The sequence below is a fragment of the Brevundimonas balnearis genome, assembly GCF_042434805.1.
Classification (GTDB): Bacteria; Pseudomonadota; Alphaproteobacteria; order Caulobacterales; family Caulobacteraceae; genus Brevundimonas; species Brevundimonas balnearis.
In genome coordinates, this window is the sequence record NZ_JBHLSW010000005.1 from 1 (window position 1) to 16,670 (window position 16,670).

The 16,670-nt window shown below is 70.8% G+C and carries 16 protein-coding genes; 3 read left to right on the top strand and 13 right to left on the bottom strand.

Features of this window, described 5'->3' with window-relative positions; translation table 11 throughout:
- Window positions 1-59 precede the first annotated feature (59 nt).
- Genes ACFFGE_RS07140 through ACFFGE_RS07150 form a run of 3 tightly spaced genes read right to left on the bottom strand, consistent with a single transcriptional unit; the run spans window position 60 to window position 1,047 of the window.
- On the bottom strand, window positions 60-266 hold the full coding sequence (locus ACFFGE_RS07140) for a hypothetical protein (RefSeq protein ID WP_446680615.1): 207 nt from the start codon (window positions 264-266) through the stop codon (window positions 60-62).
- Window positions 266-694: an arsenic resistance N-acetyltransferase ArsN2 gene (arsN2, locus tag ACFFGE_RS07145; RefSeq protein ID WP_376835599.1), complete on the bottom strand. Its 429-nt coding sequence runs from the start codon at window positions 692-694 to the stop codon at window positions 266-268. The genes ACFFGE_RS07140 and arsN2 overlap by 1 nt, the downstream gene beginning before the upstream one ends.
- Entirely contained in the window at window positions 691-1,047 is a 357-nt protein-coding gene (locus ACFFGE_RS07150) for an ArsR/SmtB family transcription factor (RefSeq protein WP_376835601.1), read from the bottom strand. Before ACFFGE_RS07150 ends, arsN2 begins: the two co-directional genes overlap by 4 nt.
- A gap of 38 nt (window positions 1,048-1,085) precedes the next feature.
- Between ACFFGE_RS07150 and arsH the strand changes: the two genes are divergently transcribed.
- Both arsH and ACFFGE_RS07160 read left to right on the top strand, forming a co-directional pair.
- Complete coding sequence (gene arsH, locus ACFFGE_RS07155) at window positions 1,086-1,796, top strand: arsenical resistance protein ArsH (protein WP_376835603.1); 711 nt, start codon at window positions 1,086-1,088, stop codon at window positions 1,794-1,796.
- 359 nt (window positions 1,797-2,155) lie between these two features.
- Window positions 2,156-2,569, top strand: coding sequence for a BLUF domain-containing protein (locus tag ACFFGE_RS07160; RefSeq protein WP_376835604.1), 414 nt, complete (start codon window positions 2,156-2,158; stop codon window positions 2,567-2,569).
- A 119-nt stretch (window positions 2,570-2,688) separates the two neighbouring features.
- Here ACFFGE_RS07160 and ACFFGE_RS07165 read toward each other — a convergent pair whose 3' ends face one another.
- The 5 genes from ACFFGE_RS07165 to chvI form a co-directional block, all read right to left on the bottom strand.
- Complete coding sequence (locus ACFFGE_RS07165; protein WP_376835605.1) at window positions 2,689-2,967, bottom strand: HPr family phosphocarrier protein; 279 nt, start codon at window positions 2,965-2,967, stop codon at window positions 2,689-2,691.
- A complete protein-coding gene (locus tag ACFFGE_RS07170) occupies window positions 2,964-3,368 on the bottom strand; it encodes a PTS sugar transporter subunit IIA (protein ID WP_376835606.1) in 405 nt (134 codons plus the stop codon). The genes ACFFGE_RS07165 and ACFFGE_RS07170 overlap by 4 nt, the downstream gene beginning before the upstream one ends.
- A gap of 100 nt (window positions 3,369-3,468) precedes the next feature.
- On the bottom strand, window positions 3,469-3,915 hold the full coding sequence (locus ACFFGE_RS07175; protein WP_376835607.1) for an HPr kinase/phosphorylase: 447 nt from the start codon (window positions 3,913-3,915) through the stop codon (window positions 3,469-3,471).
- Window positions 3,912-5,555 (bottom strand): two-component sensor histidine kinase ChvG, encoded by a 1,644-nt coding sequence (gene chvG / locus ACFFGE_RS07180; protein WP_376835608.1) that lies wholly within the window; start codon window positions 5,553-5,555, stop codon window positions 3,912-3,914. Before chvG ends, ACFFGE_RS07175 begins: the two co-directional genes overlap by 4 nt.
- Window positions 5,524-6,222 (bottom strand): two-component response regulator ChvI, encoded by a 699-nt coding sequence (chvI, locus tag ACFFGE_RS07185; RefSeq protein WP_376835609.1) that lies wholly within the window; start codon window positions 6,220-6,222, stop codon window positions 5,524-5,526. The genes chvG and chvI overlap by 32 nt, the downstream gene beginning before the upstream one ends.
- A 192-nt stretch (window positions 6,223-6,414) precedes the next feature.
- Between chvI and ACFFGE_RS07190 the strand changes: the two genes are divergently transcribed.
- Window positions 6,415-8,133, top strand: a complete 1,719-nt coding sequence (locus ACFFGE_RS07190) for a hypothetical protein (protein ID WP_376835610.1) — start codon at window positions 6,415-6,417, stop codon at window positions 8,131-8,133.
- A 4-nt stretch (window positions 8,134-8,137) separates the two neighbouring features.
- On the opposite strand, the gene ACFFGE_RS07195 is transcribed toward ACFFGE_RS07190, so the two are convergent.
- From ACFFGE_RS07195 to mutS, 5 genes are read right to left on the bottom strand one after another with little or no spacing between them, the layout of a single operon-like run.
- Complete coding sequence (locus ACFFGE_RS07195) at window positions 8,138-8,593, bottom strand: OsmC family protein (protein WP_376835611.1); 456 nt, start codon at window positions 8,591-8,593, stop codon at window positions 8,138-8,140.
- Window positions 8,590-9,630 (bottom strand): tryptophan--tRNA ligase, encoded by a 1,041-nt coding sequence (gene trpS, locus ACFFGE_RS07200; RefSeq protein ID WP_376835613.1) that lies wholly within the window; start codon window positions 9,628-9,630, stop codon window positions 8,590-8,592. Before trpS ends, ACFFGE_RS07195 begins: the two co-directional genes overlap by 4 nt.
- Complete coding sequence (gene murJ, locus ACFFGE_RS07205) at window positions 9,630-11,225, bottom strand: murein biosynthesis integral membrane protein MurJ (RefSeq protein WP_376835614.1); 1,596 nt, start codon at window positions 11,223-11,225, stop codon at window positions 9,630-9,632. The genes trpS and murJ overlap by 1 nt, the downstream gene beginning before the upstream one ends.
- A 27-nt stretch (window positions 11,226-11,252) precedes the next feature.
- Window positions 11,253-13,949: a [protein-PII] uridylyltransferase gene (gene glnD / locus ACFFGE_RS07210; RefSeq protein WP_376835616.1), complete on the bottom strand. Its 2,697-nt coding sequence runs from the start codon at window positions 13,947-13,949 to the stop codon at window positions 11,253-11,255.
- Complete coding sequence (gene mutS / locus ACFFGE_RS07215; protein ID WP_376835617.1) at window positions 13,946-16,648, bottom strand: DNA mismatch repair protein MutS; 2,703 nt, start codon at window positions 16,646-16,648, stop codon at window positions 13,946-13,948. The genes glnD and mutS overlap by 4 nt, the downstream gene beginning before the upstream one ends.
- Window positions 16,649-16,670 lie beyond the last annotated feature (22 nt).

Genomic DNA, 16,670 nt, shown 5'->3' on the forward strand with positions numbered 1-16,670 from the left:
CGGTCACCTGATGCTCGGCGTCGGCAATCGTCTGGCCTGATCGTCAGAGGATCGACCTACTACCTTCGCCTTCGTGTCCCGAGGCCATTGGCGAGCAACATCGGGATGATCATCAGCCAGACCAGCCCGGCGACCGGCAGGTTTATCGACGCGACTTCCATCGACCCCAGCGCGGCGAAGGCGTCAGGCGCCTGCGCACCGAGTGCGACGCCGACCCCGATGCACAGCAGCACCCAGAGGGAGAGGTAGCGTTCGAAGACCGCCATCAGGCGGCCAAGACGCGGCGCATGAGCGACGCGCTGCCGGGGCAGATGTCGGAGAACTGCTTCGTGGTCCGAATGGCGTTGGGAGCGTCGTCTCTGGAAGTCCGGTCGAAGCCGCACGACGCGAAGAAGTCGGCGGCCCCCGTAGTCAGCAGCCACACCGTCGAGGCGCCCTGTTCAGCCGCCTCTCGGCATAGAGCCTCGACCATGCGACGGCCTTCGCCCGTGCCGCGAAGGGACGGCGGGGTCACGATGGAGCGCAGCAGAGCATGCGATCCGAGCAGGGCGAATCCGCCGTAGGCGCCAGCCTCGCTGACGAAGAATAACTGACCTGCATCCGTCAGGTCATCGACGGGCAGACCGGCATCCATCAGGGCCGATAGGAAGGCAGACCATGCAGGATCGGCTGGGGTCAGAACTGCGAGCGTCATGCGCCCACCTGCGGCGGGCAACACATGGCCTTGGCGATCACGTCGCCCAGCGGGGCGCAGACACTCGGCGACCCGTCGCAGCAATCCTCCAGAAGAAAGGCGAGCAGATCGGTCATCCGACCATAGTCGGCGGTGTAGATGATCGACCGACCGTCGCGCGCAGAGGCCGCAAGACCGGCCCGCGTCAGGACGGTGAGATTGTTGGACAGGGTGCTGCCCGCGATCCCGACCTCCTCGCCCAACTTGCCCGCCGCCAGACCATCAGGCCCGGCGCGAACGAGCGCACGAAAGATCGCCAGTCGCCCTTCATGGGCAAGAGCGGACAACGCATCGACGGCTGATTCCGATTCCATACTTCACGAATATACGAAATGTATGGCATGGGAAAGCCATGACCGATTTCCCCGCCCTTGTGCCCGAGTTCATCGACTACCCGACGCTGGATCGGCTGGAGCCGATCTCGTTCGACCATCCTCCGCGCTTCCTGCTGCTCTACGGATCGTTGCGCGAACGCTCCTTCAGCCGCTTGCTTGTCGAGGAGGCGGATCGTCTCTTGCGGAGCTTCGGAGCCGAGACGCGCATCTTCGACCCGCGCGGCCTGCCCCAGCCAGACGACGCCGATCCAAGCCATCCCAAGGTTCAGGAACTGCGTGAGGCGTCGATCTGGTCGGAGGGTCATGTCTGGTGCAGCCCCGAACGCCACGGCGCCATGACCGGCATCTTCAAGTCGCAGATCGACTGGCTCCCGCTGGAGAGCGGCGGCGTTCGGCCGACGCAGGGACGCACGCTCGCGGTCATGCAGGTCAACGCTGGCTCGCAGTCGTTCAACACCGTGAACCAGCTTCGCGTGCTGGGTCGATGGATGCGGATGCTGACCATCCCCAACCAGTCCTCGGTAGCCAAGGCGTTCAATGAGTTCGACGAGCAGGGCCGGATGCTGGCGTCGCCGTATTACGAGCGGCTTGTCGATGTGATGGAGGAGTTGTTCAAGTTCACCCTCCTCACCCGAGGGCGGGCAGACTACCTCGTTGACCGCTACAGCGAACGGAAGGCTGAAGGTCGATCACCGGCAGCGAGCATTCTGGCCGACACATTGGAGTGAGCCGACGATCCCTGCCAACGATCTCGGGACACGAAGGCGAAGGTAGTAGGTCGATCCTCTGACGATCAGGCCAGACGATTGCCGACGCCGAGCATCAGGTGACCGGGGAGACGGTTGAAGGGGCCGTTTGGACGGTATGTGTGACGAGACGGCGCCACAGTCTCGGGACGATGAACTGACTGTAGNCTGCGGCTCGATCAACCGACTCGCAGCACTTGCCATGACCGACGAAACCGACCCCAATGCAATCCCCTCGGCTCCACCAGGCGATTTCCGAACACACGTCTCGCCAGGACGGCGCGTGGTTGATAGCCTCGCGCTGCGGCGTTGCGTCGCGGCGATCGCGTAGGGAGTCTCGCATGCCCGCCTTGGAACAACTCGCCTACATCAGCCGGTCCGAAGTGGAGATGGAGTCCCTGCAGGCGGTCGCCGAACTTCTGGCGGCGTCGCAGCGGAACAACTGGCGCGACCAGATCACCGGGGCCCTGGCCTATAGCGACGGCCGGTTCTTCCAGGTCGTGGAGGGCCGCAGCGACGCGATCGATCGTCTGATGCGCCGCGTTCAGGCCGATCCCCGGCACTCGGACATCTCCGTCGTTCTGCGGCGGCCGCTGGAGAGCCGGGTGTTCCCGGACTGGGCCATGGCGGTCCCCCGCGTCAGTCCCGACGCCGCGCCGCTGATGGCCGAGATCCTGGAGCTCGCCGAGGACAATCCGCTCGGCGCGATCACGACGCTGAAGCACCTGACCGACGTCGACGCGATACATTCTTGAGGCCGCTACCGCTCGGCTCGCGGAGCCTCGCTGCTTGAGCGGAGTGAGGCCGCTACCGCTCGGCTCGCGGAGCCTCGCTGCTTGAGCGGAGTGAGGCCGCTACCGCTCGGCTCGCGGCTTCACTCACCCTCGTCGAAGCGGCGTTCGACCAGCGACTTCAACGCCTCGACGGCCTCGTCCGCGTCCGGGCCCTCGGCGGCGATCTCGATGTCGCAGCCGATGCCGGCTCCCAGCATCAGCAGGCCCATGATCGAGCGTGCGTCGACCGTCGCGCCGTCGCGGGTGACCCTGACCTCGCTCTCAAAGGCCGAGGCCAGCTTCACGAACTTGGCCGAGGCGCGAGCGTGCAGGCCCCGCGCATTGCAGATGTTGACGATCGCCCTGGCCGACACGCTCATTTCTCTCCGGCGAGCACCCAGCTGGCGACCGAGATGTACTTGCGGCCGGCGTCCTGGGCGTGGGCCACGCAGGCCTCCAGCGGCTCCCGGCCGCGCACGCTGGCCAGCTTGATCAGCATGGGCAGGTTCAGGCCCGCGATCACCTCGGCCCGCGTCTGCTCCATCACCGAGATCGCCAGGTTGGACGGAGTGCCGCCGAACATGTCGGTCAAGAGGATGACTCCCTCGCCGTCGTCCACGGCCTGGGCCGCGTCGATGATGTCCCGGCGGCGGCGATCCATGTCGTCGTCCGGCCCGATGCAGATGGCCGCGACCCCGCGCTGGGGCCCCACCACGTGCTCCATGGCCGACAGGAATTCCGACGCCAGGCCCCCGTGGGTGACGATGACCAGCCCGATCATGCCGCCCCGAACATCTGGCCGCCCCGACCGTCGACTTGCATTCCGCTCATGCCGCCTTCGCTGGCTTCGCGCCGTCGAGAGCGCGCACAGGCGGCGTGTCTTAGGCCAAGACGCCGCGCTGCGAAAGCCGTCTCGCCGCGAGCGCGATCACCTGGGCGGCCTGCGGTTCGCGGAGATCGAGCCGCAGCCGCGGCAGCACCAGTCCGCACAGGCCGCGCGTGGCGGGCTCGGGAAGCCGCTCGGGCGCGTCGTCGTGGACCACGGCGAGCGAGAGCCGGACCGTTCGCAGATGGCGGATCGGGACGATTCCCAGCGCACGCACCTCCATTCGGCCCGCGATCGTGTCCGGCGCCGTCGCGTAGACAGCGCCGCCGGACGCCCAGACCCGCGCGTAGTCGTCCGCGACCAGCCGCCAGCCGGCCGCCGTCAGCGCGAGGCTGAGGCGGCTCTTGCCCGCGCCGGAAGGCCCCTCGATGAGCACGCCGCGCCAGCCCTCGGCGAAGCGGGAGCCCAGGACGCAGCCGTGGATCAGTTCTGAGGCGCTCACCGCGACCGGCGCGGCGCGGCGGACGGCGTCGTCGGCAGCCGTACGGTGAAGACCGCGCCGGCCTCGGGCGCGGGCCGGTTCTCGGCGTGGATGCGGCCGCCGTGGGCCTCGACGATCTGCCGGGCGATGGATAGACCCAGGCCCGAATTGGCGCCGAAGGCCGCGCCCTTCGGCCGGGAGGTGTAGAAGCGCTGGAAGATGGTCTCCAGATTCTCCGGCGGCACGCCCGGGCCCTGATCGATGACGCGGACGCGAAGCGGGCGTTCCGGATCCACCTCGTCCTGATCCAGCCGCACCTCGACCACCCCGCCCGGCGGGCTGAAAGAGCGGGCGTTGTCGATCAGGTTGCGGAACACCTGGCCCAGGGGACCGTCGCGGCCCATGACGCGGGCGCTGTCCACCAGCTCGGCGGAGAACCTAACGGGCGCCTCGCCGGACTTGGCGGAGGCCTCGTAAACCGTGGTGATGTCCGCCAGGAGCCGCCCCAGATCGACCGGCCGGGGCCGGTCGCGGGACAGCTCCGCGTCCAGCCGCGACGCGTTCGAGATGTCGGTGATCAGCCGGTCCAGCCGGCGCACGTCCGCCTGGAGCAGTCCGGTCAGCTTCTCGCGCTGGGCGTCCGCCTTGACCAGCGGCAGGGTCTCCAGCGCCGACCGGATCGAGGTCAACGGGTTCTTGATCTCGTGCGCCACGTCGGCGGCGAAGCGTTCGATGGCGTCCATGCGGTCCGACAGGGTGCGGGTCATGGTCTCCAGAGCCCGCGCGAGGTCGCCCACCTCGTCCTTCCTCGCCTCCAGGTCCGGCAAGGAGATGGCGCGCGCCCGCTGCAGGCGCACCGCATCCGCCGCCGCGGACAGCCGCATGACCGGTCGCGCCACGAACAGGTGCAGCAGCGCCGAGGACAGCAGTGAGACCAGGATGGCCACGACCGCGAAGGGCATCAGCGCGCGGCGCTGGGCCGCCACGGTCTCATCGACGTCGCCCGCCTCGAGCGTCAGCACGCCCAGAACCTGCTCGACATGGCGGATCGGCAAGGACACGGAGACCACCCGATCGCCGGTCTCAGAGCGCCGCAACCCGGCCTGTCCCCGTCCACCCAGCGCGGCCTCGACCTCGGCGTTCAGCTGCCGTTGGGCCTCTTCCAGCTCGCGGGCGCTCGCCTCCAGGTCGGGCGGGGTCACGGGCTCGCCGGCGGGTCGCGCGGGCGGCAGCGGTTCTCCGGGGATGATCTCGGACACCGCATAGCTGTCGGTGACGAGCAGGCCCTGTTCATCGAACAGCCGGGCCCGCTGGCCGACCGGGATGAAGTTGTCCCGCAGCAGAAGACCCGCGTCCACGGGATTGAGCGCCGGATAGGGTTCGCCTCTCGTGGCGCCGGTCTCCCCCAGGAGGTTGGCCAGAAGCTCCGCCTGGGCGGTGAGCGAATCCAGGCGCGCGTCGATCAGGTTGCGCCGCCATTCGTTCAGAGCCAGCGCTCCGACGAGCAGGATCAGCAGGCTGAGCAGATTGAGCGCGAGAATCAGCCCGCCGAGGCGTGACCCGACCAAGTTGAAGCGGCGGCGGGGGCGATCGCCGCCGTCGCCCTCTCCCCGAAGCGACCCCTCGGAATCAGCTCTCGCGGTATCGGTAGCCGACGCCATACAGGGTCTCGATCGCGTCGAACTCGGGGTCGACCATGCGGAACTTCTTTCGCATCCGCTTGACGTGGCTGTCGATGGTGCGGTCGTCGACGTAGACCTGATCGTCGTAGGCGGCGTCCATCAGGTTGTCGCGGCTCTTCACGAAGCCGGGCCGCTGGGCCAGCGCCTGGAGCAGCAGGAACTCCGTCACCGTCAGCTTCACCGGCTTGCCGTCCCAGGTGGACTCGTGGCGCGCCGGGTCCATCACCAGCTTGCCGCGACGGATGGCCTTGCCGTCGCCGGCCGGCTCGATCTCCTCGCCCGACTGGCCGGACCGCCGCAGGATCGCCTTGACCCGCTCGATCAGCAGCCGCTGGCTGAAGGGTTTGTGGATATAGTCGTCCGCGCCGAGGTTGAAGCCGAGGATCTCGTCGATCTCCTCGTCCTTGGACGTCAGCATCACGACGGGCACGGCCGACGACTGGCGCAGGCGGCGCAAGACCTCCATGCCGTCCATGCGCGGCATCTTCACGTCCAGGATCGCCAGATCCGGCGGGCTGGCCTCCAGCGCCTCCAGGCCAGAGGCCCCGTCGTGGTAGGCGGTGACCGTATGGCCGTGGCTTTCCAAAGCCAAGGACACAGAGGCCACGATGTTCTCGTCGTCGTCGACCAGGGTGATGTTGGCCAAGGCGAAGTCTCCTCGTTGCGGCGCGAACCGCGCCACCCGTCCCCATTCGAACGCGCGGCAAGCGTAACCGTTCGCCGCCGATCCTGTTGAGATTAGGGCGGCCGAGGCCGTTTCGCCACGCCGTCCGGCGCAAACCGGCCCTTACGGGCTCGCCGTTAGGGTTACACGCGCAGTGCAAGGGAAAGCGCGTTCATGGCCGGTCCGATCCATTACGAGATCTATTTCCGCAGGACGGCGCCCGCCCCCTGGACGCTGCTGCAGGCGTGCGAGGACCGCAAACAGGCGATCGAGACCGCCGAGGACATGCTGACCGACAAGCGGGCGGTGGCGGTTCGCGTGACCAAGGAGACGCTCGATCCGGACACCATGGCCTTCGACAGCGTCACCATCCTGACGCGCGGCGCGCCCGAGCCGCCGAAGCCAAAGGCGTCCCGCGACGCCGATCTGGCGCCGCCCTGCACCGGTCCGGGGGACCTCTATACGCCTCACGCGCGCGAGCTGATCGGCCGGGTGCTGGAGGACTGGCTGGCGCGGCAGGGGGCGACGGCGTTCGAACTGCTGCACCGCCCGGACCTCGCGGAACTGCTCGAAGCCTCCGGCGTGGAGCTCCAGCATGCGATTCAGAAGGTCGCCGTGCCGGAGAGCCAGGCCACCGGGCAGCCGGTGCACGAGCTCGTCCGCTTCTACCAGAAGCTCAGCGATCAAGCGGTGGAGCGGGTCATCCAGGCGGGCCGGAGGCAACAGTTTCCGAGCCTGGCCAACCGGTCCCTCGCGGATGTGGCCGGCAAGCTCGCCGGCGGACCGGACCGCGCCTTTCTGATGGGCGGCGTGGTCTGCGACGCGCTGAAGGGGCTGCGCAAGCCGTCCGAGCGGCTCGACCGGCTGATGGATCTCGCCGACCGGGCTCCGGAGGCGGGGCCCGCGCGCGCCCTGGTGATGGTGCCGATCGAACAGATTCTCTCCGAGATGCTGGGCTCGCGGGCCGTGCTCGCCGCGATCCTGGGCGCCGACCTCGACCTGGGGGCCAGCCTTGCCGCGGCGGTCCGGCTTGTCGCGCCGCGCGAGGTCGAGATGCTGACCCGGGCCGATCCCCGCATGGCCGCGATGATGCCGCCGACCGACGGGCCGACCGCCCGGCTCGCCGCCCGTCTGGCGGCGGGCGAGTATCCGCTGCTGGCCGCCGCCCTCGTGCGGATGGTCGTGCGCGAGCTGACCGGGCCGCGCCGCCTGCGCCCCTCCAACGCCCGAGGCGAGATCGACATCCTGCGAGCGCTCGCGATGGGTCTGACGGCCACGGCGGGGCGGCTCCTCTCGCTGGACGAGATCCAGCACGCCTTCACCGAACGGTCCAAGGCCCTGGTCACCGCCGACTTCGTCGGCGCCTATGTGTCCATCTGCGACACGGCCATCTGCGAGGCCGAACATCTGACCCGGCTCTGCGAGAACGTCACCGGCGGCGCCAACAAGCGGTCGGCCGCACGCTGGCTCGCCGCTTGCGTCACGTCCCTGAAGTTCGAGAGCGAGATGCGCGCCGGCGCGACGCCGCCCGTGGCCGCGCAACGGTTGACGGTGCTGGCGCGCCTGCAGAAGGGGGTGCGGGCCGCCGCGCTGGGCGAGCGTGACGAACAGCAGATCCTCGAAGCGATCGGCGCCGTGGGCGGGGTGGTCGAGGCGGAGGGCCGGCTGGTCGCCCAGCTGGGCCGCTCGCCCGCGCCGGCGCATCAGAAGCTGTCGGCGCTGCTGAAGCTGGCGGCCGGCGAGACCGCCCCCTCCGGCCCGGCCGCCGACCGCGCCAAGGCGGAGGCGATGCGGCTGTTCAGGGCTCCGGAGACGCGCGCCGAGATCACGGCCGAGCCGACCGTCCTTCCGACGCTGAAGCCCCTGATGCAGGCGGCCGGCCTGGCGGCGTGACCGCTCAGCCCTCCACCAACACCTCGCCGCGGATCGAGTTGGCGATGTAGCAGAGCCGGTGCGCCTGATCTTGGAGCTGGCGCAGCGCCTCGGGCGCCGGCGGATCGCCCGCCCAGTCGATGCGCGGCTTCAGGGTCACCCGGGTCACCGACTTGCGGCCCCGGTCGTCGGTTTCCAGCAGCGCCTCGGCGTGGTCGGCGTAATGGTCGACGATGAACCCCGCCTTGGCCGCCAGGGCCAGGAAGAACAGCATGTGGCAGCTGGCCACCGCCGCGGCGAGCGCCTCTTCCGGGTCGATCGCCGTCGGGTCCGACATCGGGACGGGAACACTGGTGGGAGCGGACGAAGCCCTCACCTCCATCCCGCCGTCGAAGCGCCAGGCGTGGGCGCGACTGTATGTCTGATCGAGGAAGGGCTGATCGCCCCGCGACCATTCGATCTCGGCGACGTGCAGGCTCAAGGCGCCCTCCAGAAGCCGACGATGTCCTTGACCTCGGCGACCGTGACCTCGGCGATGGCGCGGGCCTGTTCGGCGCCCTTCGCCAAAGCCCGGTCGATCTCGGCGGGGTCGGCCATCAGGCGGCGCATCTCGGCGGTGACCGGGGCCAGCGCCTCGACCGCGAGTTCGGCCAGCGCCGGCTTGAAGGCGCCGAAGCCCTGGCCGCCGAAACGGGCGATGACCTCGGCGGCCGTGCTGTCCGACAGGGCGGCGTAGATGGCCACCAGGTTCTTCGCCTCGGGCCGGCCGTCCAGCCCCTCGACCGTCTCCGGCAGCGGCTCCGGATCGGTCTTGGCCTTCCTCACCTTGGCGACGATGGCGTCGGCGTCGTCGGTCAGATTGATGCGCGACTGGTCCGACGGGTCGGACTTCGACATCTTCGCGGCCCCGTCGCGCAGGCTCATCACCCGCGTCGCCGGGCCTTGGATCACCGGTTCCGGCAGAGGGAAATAGCCGGGCCGGCCGAAGTCGGTGTTGAACTTGGCGGCGATGTCGCGGGTCAGCTCCAGATGCTGCTTCTGGTCCTCGCCGACGGGCACCTCGGTCGCCTTGTAGAGCAGGATGTCGGCGGCCTGGAGCACCGGATAGGTGTAGAGCCCGACGGACGCCCGCTCCTTGTGCTTCCCCGACTTCTCCTTGAACTGGGTCATGCGGTCCAGCCAGCCGAGGCGGGCGACGCAGTTGAAGACCCAGGCCAGCTCCGCGTGCTGAGGCACCGCGGACTGCGGGAAGATCACCGCCTTGTCGGGGTCAAGACCGGAAGCGATGTAGGCCGCGGCGATCTCGCGCGTCTGGGCCGTCAGCACCGCCGGATCCTGCCAGACCGTGATGGCGTGCAGGTCGGCCACGAAGACGAAAAGCGGCGCTTCGTCCTGAAGCGCGACGAAGCGTTTCAGCGCGCCCAGATAGTTCCCCAGGTGCAGGGCGCCCGAGGCCTGGATGCCGGACAGGATGCGGCGCGGGCCCTGATAGGCGGGCGGAGAGGCGTGGTCGGTCATCAGTCCAGTCCGGTGGTCGGTGGCCCGCCCGGCTCGCGGCGAAGGGCCGACTTCAGCTCGGACAGGCTGGCGGCCCGGAAAAGCACGACCGCGAGCGCATAGACAAGCCCGCCCGCGCCGACGATCAGCAGAACGGCGATCTCCTTGGTCAGCAGCTCCGACAGCCGTCCATAGTTGACGCCCGCCGCGAACAGCACCGCCGCCATGGCCGCGACGGCCAGGCCGATCCGTATTAGCCGCGCGGTGAAGGCCGCCGACGGTCGCCAGGCGTCCTCGCGGATCAGCGTCGACGCGAGGAGGCCGACGTTGATCCACGCCGCGGCGCTGGTGGCGATGGCCAGGCCGATCACCCCGTCTTCGCCCATGGACCTGAAGCCGAAGAACAGGGCGGCGCCCAGCACGATGTTGGCGATCACCGAGACCACCGCGTAGCGCATCGGCCGGCGCGTATCCTGGCGGGCGAAAAAGGGCGGGGTCAGCACCTTGGCCAGCACGAAGGCCGGCACCCCCCAGGCGAACTGGCGCAGCACCTCGGCCGTGCGCGCCGCGTCCGCCGAGGTGAAGGCCCCGCGCGTCGCTGTCGCGTCGATCATCACGAACGGAATGACGAACAGGGCCGCCGCCGCCGGCAGGGTGAAGGCCATGGCCAGCGCCGCGCCCTCGTCCATGGTCCGCTGCCCCGTCGCGTGATCGGCGGCGACGAAGGCGCGGGTCAGGCGCGGGACCAGCGCCAGGCCGATGGCCACGCCCACCAGGCCCAACGGAAGCTGGTAGAGCCGGTCGGCGTTGTAGAGCACCGATCGAGCGCCCTCGTCCGAGCCCGACAGCACCTGGCTGACCAGGCTGTTCAGCTGCATGGCGCCGCCCGCCAGGGCGCCGGGGATGGCGATCCGGATGGTGCGCCTCACCGCCGGGGTCAGACGCGGCGCCTTCAGCCTGAGCCGCACGCCCAGCCGCCGCACCCCCCACCACAGGAGCGCCGCCTGCAGCACGCCCGAGACCGTCACGGCGGCGCTCGTGACCAAGAGCAGCGTCGACTGGGCCATCTCGACGCCGACCAGCGGCGCCGCCAGCGGGATCAGGGTGCAGACGTTCAACAGCACCGGCACGCCGGCCGACAGCGCGAATCGTCCCGCCGTGTTCAGCACCCCCGACAACAGGGACGCCAGGGTCATGCAGGCCAGATACGGCATGGCCAGCTGGGTGGCGATCACCGCCAGCCTCAACACCTCCGGGTCGTCGCGATAGGCGGACAGCAGGAGCGGCATCAGCCAGGGCAGGGCGATCTGCATGGCGATGCAGAAGCCGGCCACGAAGGCGATCATGAAGGCCGCCGCTTCCGAGGCCAGCCGCGCCGCCGCCTCTTCGCCGTCCCGCTCGCGGGCCTCGCCATACAGGGGCACGAAGGCCTGGGCGAAGGCCCCCTCCGCGAACAGCCGCCGGAACAGGTTGGGCAGCATCAGGGCGGTGGTGAAGGCGTCCATCATCGGCCCCTGGCCGAAGCGCGCGGCCAGGAACAGGTCGCGGGCGAACCCCAGGATGCGGCTGCCCAGGATCAGGGTCGACTGGACCAGGGTGTTGCGCGCGAGGCTCATGACCGGTTCCGGGAGGGACGGTTCGCCTTAGCCCGCTTCGGCGGCGCTGGATACGCCCGGTCGGCGACGGCGGCGACGCTTCAGTTCCGAGACGTCCCGAGCGCTGGCCCGCGCCCGGATCAGCGGCGGCCCGGACGGCAGGGGCGGCCCCTCCTCAAGCACCGCCTCCAGCGCCGTCTGCAGCCGGTCGAGCGCGGCCTCCGACGTCAGCTTCCGCCCCTCGGCGTCGGTGACATAGAAGCTGTCCACCGCCCGCTCGCCGAAGGCCGCGATGTGGGCGGACCGGATCGAGACCTCCTGCTCCGTCAGGGTGCGCGCCAGATCGGCCAGCAGGCCCGGGCGGTCGGCGCCGGACACCTCCACCACCGTCGCGCGCGGACTGGTCGCGGTGTCGATCATCACCACCGGACGGACCTCGAAGGCGGCCCGGCGGCGGCTGACCGGCTGGATCTCCAACGCCCGCACCTGACTGCGGCCCAGCGCCGCGGTCCGAAGCGCCGCCGCGAGCCCCGGCAGGCGGCGCGCCTCGGCCTGTCCGTAGGGCGCGCCGGTCCCGTCCTGGATCTGGAACACGTCCAGCGCCCAGCCGTCGTCGGTGGTCGCCACCCGCGCGCCCGCCACGTCGGCCCCGGACGCCGCCAGCGCCTCCGCCAGATCGGCGAACAGTCCGGGGCGGTCCCGCGCCGCGACCGCGACCTCGGTGACGTGGAGGCTTTCGTCGGCGTCGGCGGGACCCTTGACCCGCGCCTCGGGCGCCCGCACCTCGACCGCCGCGCCCTCGGCCTGCGCCGCCTCCAGCAGGCCCGGATGCTCCGCCAGCGGATCGGCGTGCTCCAGCGCCTCGCCTCGGAAAAGAGCCTCCACCTGGCCGTAGAGGTCGCGCATCAGCCGACCCTTCCAGCTGTTCCACACCCCCGGCCCCACCGCCCGGATGTCCGCCACGGTCAGGACCAGCAGCAGCCGCAGGCGCTCCGGATCCCCGACCAGTTCGGCGAAGGCCCTGACCGTCGCCGGGTCGGACACGTCGCGCTTCTGGGCGTAGTCGGACAGGGCCAGATGGTGCCGCACCAGCCAGACCACCTGTTCGATCCGGCGGCCCTCGACCCCCAGCCGCTCGCAGGCCCGTCGCGCGGCGATGGCCCCGTCCTCGAGCTGGCCGCGCTCCCCGCCCTTGCCGACATCGTGCAGCAGCATGGCCAGGAACAGCGCCTCGCGGTCGGCGATCCGGTGCACGATCTCGGTCGCCAGCGGATGGTCGTCCCTCAGCCGCCCGGCGGCGATGTCGGCGATCACCCGGATGGCCTGCAGCGTGTGCTCGTCGACCGTGTAGGCGTGGTACATGTTGAACTGGGTCTGGCCGACGATCCGACCCCACTCCGGCAGGAACCGGCCGAGCAGGCCGGTCTCGTTCATCAGCGTCAGCGCCCGATACGGATTCTCCCCGTGCGCCAGCACGTGCAGGAAGGCCGCCGCCGCGCGCGGATCTCGCCTCAGGGACGGCGACACGGTCGGCAGGGCGCGGATCACGGCCGCGTAGGCGTCGGGGTGGAGGTCCAGGTCGTGCGCGTCGGCGGCGACGAACAGCTCGATCAGCCTGACCGGGTCGTCGGCGAAAACCTCCGGCCCCGTCACCGACAGGCGCCCGGCGTCCTCGATGAAACCTTCGACGCCCAGCTTCCTCGACTTGCGGGGGAGCAGTCGCGACAGGCTCAGCGCCGTCTTCTGATGCCGCGCCTCCAGCTTGGCGGACATGGCGCGGGTCAGGGCGCCGACGTCGCGGGCGACCTGGAAATAGCGACGCATGAAGCGTTCCACCGCCGGCTCGTCGCCACGACCGCGCCAGCCCATCCGCCGCGCGACTTCGGGCTGGAGGTCAAAGGACAGGGTCTCGACCGCCCGGCCCGCCGACAGATGGAGGTGAGCCCGCACCCGCCACAGGAAGTCGAAGGCGAACTCGAAGCTGCGTCGCTCCCGCGACGTCAGGAGGTCGTCCATCACCCGCTCGCCCAGGGGGCTCTCCGGCGCCAGGGCGCGGGCGATCCAGAACAGGGTGTTGAGATCCCTCAGGCCCCCTTTGCCGTCCTTGACGTTGGGCTCGACCTTGTAGCGGACGGCCCCGGCCTTCTGGTGACGGGCGTCGCGCTCCTCCAGCTTGGCGGCGATGAAGGCGCGCGGATCGGCGCGACCGACCTCGGTCCTGAACTTCGTCAGGAATCCCTCGGCCAGCGCCTGGTCCCCCACCAGCCAGCGCGCCTCCAGAAGCGCGGTCCGCACCGTCATGTCCTGACGCGCGATCGACAGGCTCTCGTCCACCGACCGCACCGCAGAGCCGACCTTCAGCCCCAGGTCCCACAGGACATAGAGCATGAACTCCACCACCGACTCCGTGCGCGCAGTCGTCTTCCAGGGCCTGAGGAACAGGAGGTCCAGGTCCGAGAAGGGGGCGAGCACGCCGCGCCCGTACCCGCCGACCGCCAGCACCGCCAACCGTTCGGCCTCCGTCGGATTGGGCGCCGGATAGAGGACCTCGGTGGTGAACGCCCACAGCGTCCCGATCATCTCGTCGGCCGCCTGCGACAGCAGCCGCGCGACCTCCACCCCGCCCGCCCCGCCCTCGAGCTTGCGGAAGGCCCGGGCCCGTCCGGCGTCGTATTGGGCCCTCAGGGCCCCGGCGACGGCGACGCGGACGTCAGGCGCCTCGGCGAGGTCCGGAGAAAGGGTCATCGGAGACCCGCCAGCCCCTTCAACCTGTAGAGCGCCTCCAGCGCCTCGCGCGGGGTCAGGTCGTCGGGTTCGATCGCCCGCATCGCGTCGTCGAGCGCCGAGCTCGGCGGCGGCGGCGAGGGCGGTTCCGCCACAGCGAACAGGGGCAGGTCGTCGAGCCGCGCCTTGGCCGTCGCCTGGCCTTCCAGCCGCTCCAGCACCTCGCGGGCCCGGGCGACGACCGCGCCCGGCACGCCGGCGAGCCGCGCCACCTGCACGCCGTAGGAGCGATCCGCCGCCCCGGGCCTGGCCTCATGCAGGAAGACCAGTTCGCCATTCCACTCCTGCGCCCGCATCGACAGGTTGCAGACGTGATCCAGCCGCCCCTCCAGATCGGCGAGTTCGTGATAGTGGGTGGCGAACAGGGTGCGGGCCCGGCTGGTCTCGTGCAGGTGCTCCGCGACCGCCCAGGCGATGGCCAGCCCGTCATAGGTGGCGGTGCCGCGCCCGATCTCGTCCAGCACCACGAAGCTTCGATCCGTCGCCTGTGTCAGGATGGCGGCGGTCTCGACCATCTCCATCATGAAGGTGGAACGGCCCCGCGCCAGGTCGTCGCCCGCCCCCACCCGGCTGAACAGGCGATCCACCACCCCCAGCCGCATCGAGGACGCCGGCACGAAGGCGCCGGCCTGGGCCAGGATCACCAGGAGCGCGTTCTGGCGCAGGAAGGTCGACTTGCCCGCCATGTTCGGGCCCGTGACGATCGCCAGCCGCGCGCATCCTTCTCCAGAGCCGTCCAGCCGGCAGGGGTTGGGGGTATAGGGCAGCCCCTCGGCCTTCACGGCCGCCTCCACCACCGGATGGCGACCCGACTCGACGAAGAAACAGGTCGTGTCGTCCACGGTCGGGCGCACCGCGCCGACCTCCTCCGCCCACTCGGCCAGGGCGGCGTGGGCGTCCAGCGCCGCCAGCGCCTCGGCCACCGCGCCCAGCGGTTCCGCCAGCGCCTCGACCCGGCGCCGCCAGGTCTCGAACACCTCGGCCTCGACCGCCAGAGCGCGATGCCCGGCCTGGCTGATCCTGGCGTCCAGCTCCGACAGCTCCACGGTGGTGAAGCGCACCTGATTGGCGAGCGTCTGGCGGTGGATGAAGGGGCTGTCCGGCCCCAGTCCGTCCTTTGGCCGCATCAGAGGCTCGGCCGCCTTCGCCGTCGTCTCCAGAAAGTAGCCCAGGACGGCGTTGTGCCGGATCTTGAAGGGCACGCCCGCCTCGGCGACCGCGCGCGCCTCCAGCTCGGCCACGACCTTGCGGCTGTCGTCCCTGAGCGCCCGCGCGGCGTCCAGCTCGGGCCGGTAGCCCGGCAGGACGAACCCGCCGTCTCGCGCCAGATGCGGCGGCCCCTCGACGAGGCCTTCGTTCAACTCCGCCAGCAGCCCGCCGGTGTCGGCGGTGGGGGTGAGGGCCTTCAGCGCGCGGGCGATCTCCGCCGGCGGTCCGGCCAGCGGCTCGCCGGCTTCGAGCATCCGCGCGGCCAGGCCCTCGGCCGTCGTCAGGCTGGCGCGCACCGCCGCCAGGTCGCGCGGCCCGCCACGCCCCAGGCTGAGCCGGGTCGCCGCCCGCGCCAGATCGGCCGAGCCGCGCAGGAGCTCTCGCACGTCGCGCCTCAGCTCGCGCCGCTCCAGGAACCACTGGACCGCGTCCAGCCGGGCGTTGATCCGGTCCGGGTCGGTCAGCGGCCGGGCCACCCGCTCCGCCAGCGCCCGCGCGCCGCCCGACGTGACGGTCCGGTCGAGGCACGCCAGCAGCGACCCCTCCCGCTCGCCCCGCTGGGTCCGGTCGATCTCCAGGCTCGCCCGCGTCGCCGGGTCGATGGCCAGGAAGCCGGTCTGTCCCAGCCGGCGCGGCGCCTTCAGGGGCGGCAGCCGCCCCGCCTGGGTGGTCTCCAGATAGGCCGCGACCAGGCCCAGCGCCGCGATCTCCGCAGGAGTGAAAGCCCCGAACCCGTCCAAGGCGCGCACGCCGTAGAGCCGCTCGACCCGCCCCTTCGCGCCCGTCGGCTCGGCCAGCGCCTGGGCCATCGCCTGGGCGACCGCGCCGGAGGCGTCCAGCGCCGCCCGGGCGTGCGTGTCCGCGAACAGCCGCTCCGCCGCCAGCACCTCGCTCGGCCGGAACGCCGCCAGGGCCGCGGCCAGGTCCTCCGGCGCGCAGGCGACCGTCTCCACCTCGGCCGACGACAGCTCCACCACCGCCACCGCCGCCTCGCCGCGCACGATCGCCACCGCCGCCAGCCGGTTCGCGCCGCGCGCATCCAGCAGCGAGTCCTCGGTCAGGGTGCCGGGCGTGACCACGCGCACGACCTCGCGCCGCACCACCGCCTTGGAGCCACGCTTCCTGGCCTCGGCCGGATCCTCGACCTGTTCGCAGACGGCGACCTTGAAGCCCTGGCGGATCAGGCGGGCGAGATAGCCCTCCATGGCGTGGACCGGCACGCCCGCCATGGGGATGTCCTCGCCCAGGTGCTTGCCGCGCTTGGTCAGGGTTAGGCCCAGCGCCGCGGCCGCCTTCTCCGCATCCTCGAAGAACAGTTCGTAGAAGTCGCCCATGCGGAAGAAGAGCAGCGCGTCCGGATGCCCCGCCTTGGCGTCCAGGAACTGGGCCATGACGGGGGTGGCGCCGTCGTTCGCGGCGGTCTTCGGCGGATGGGAGAGCGGGGCGTTCATGAGGCCGCCGCAGGGTGGCGGA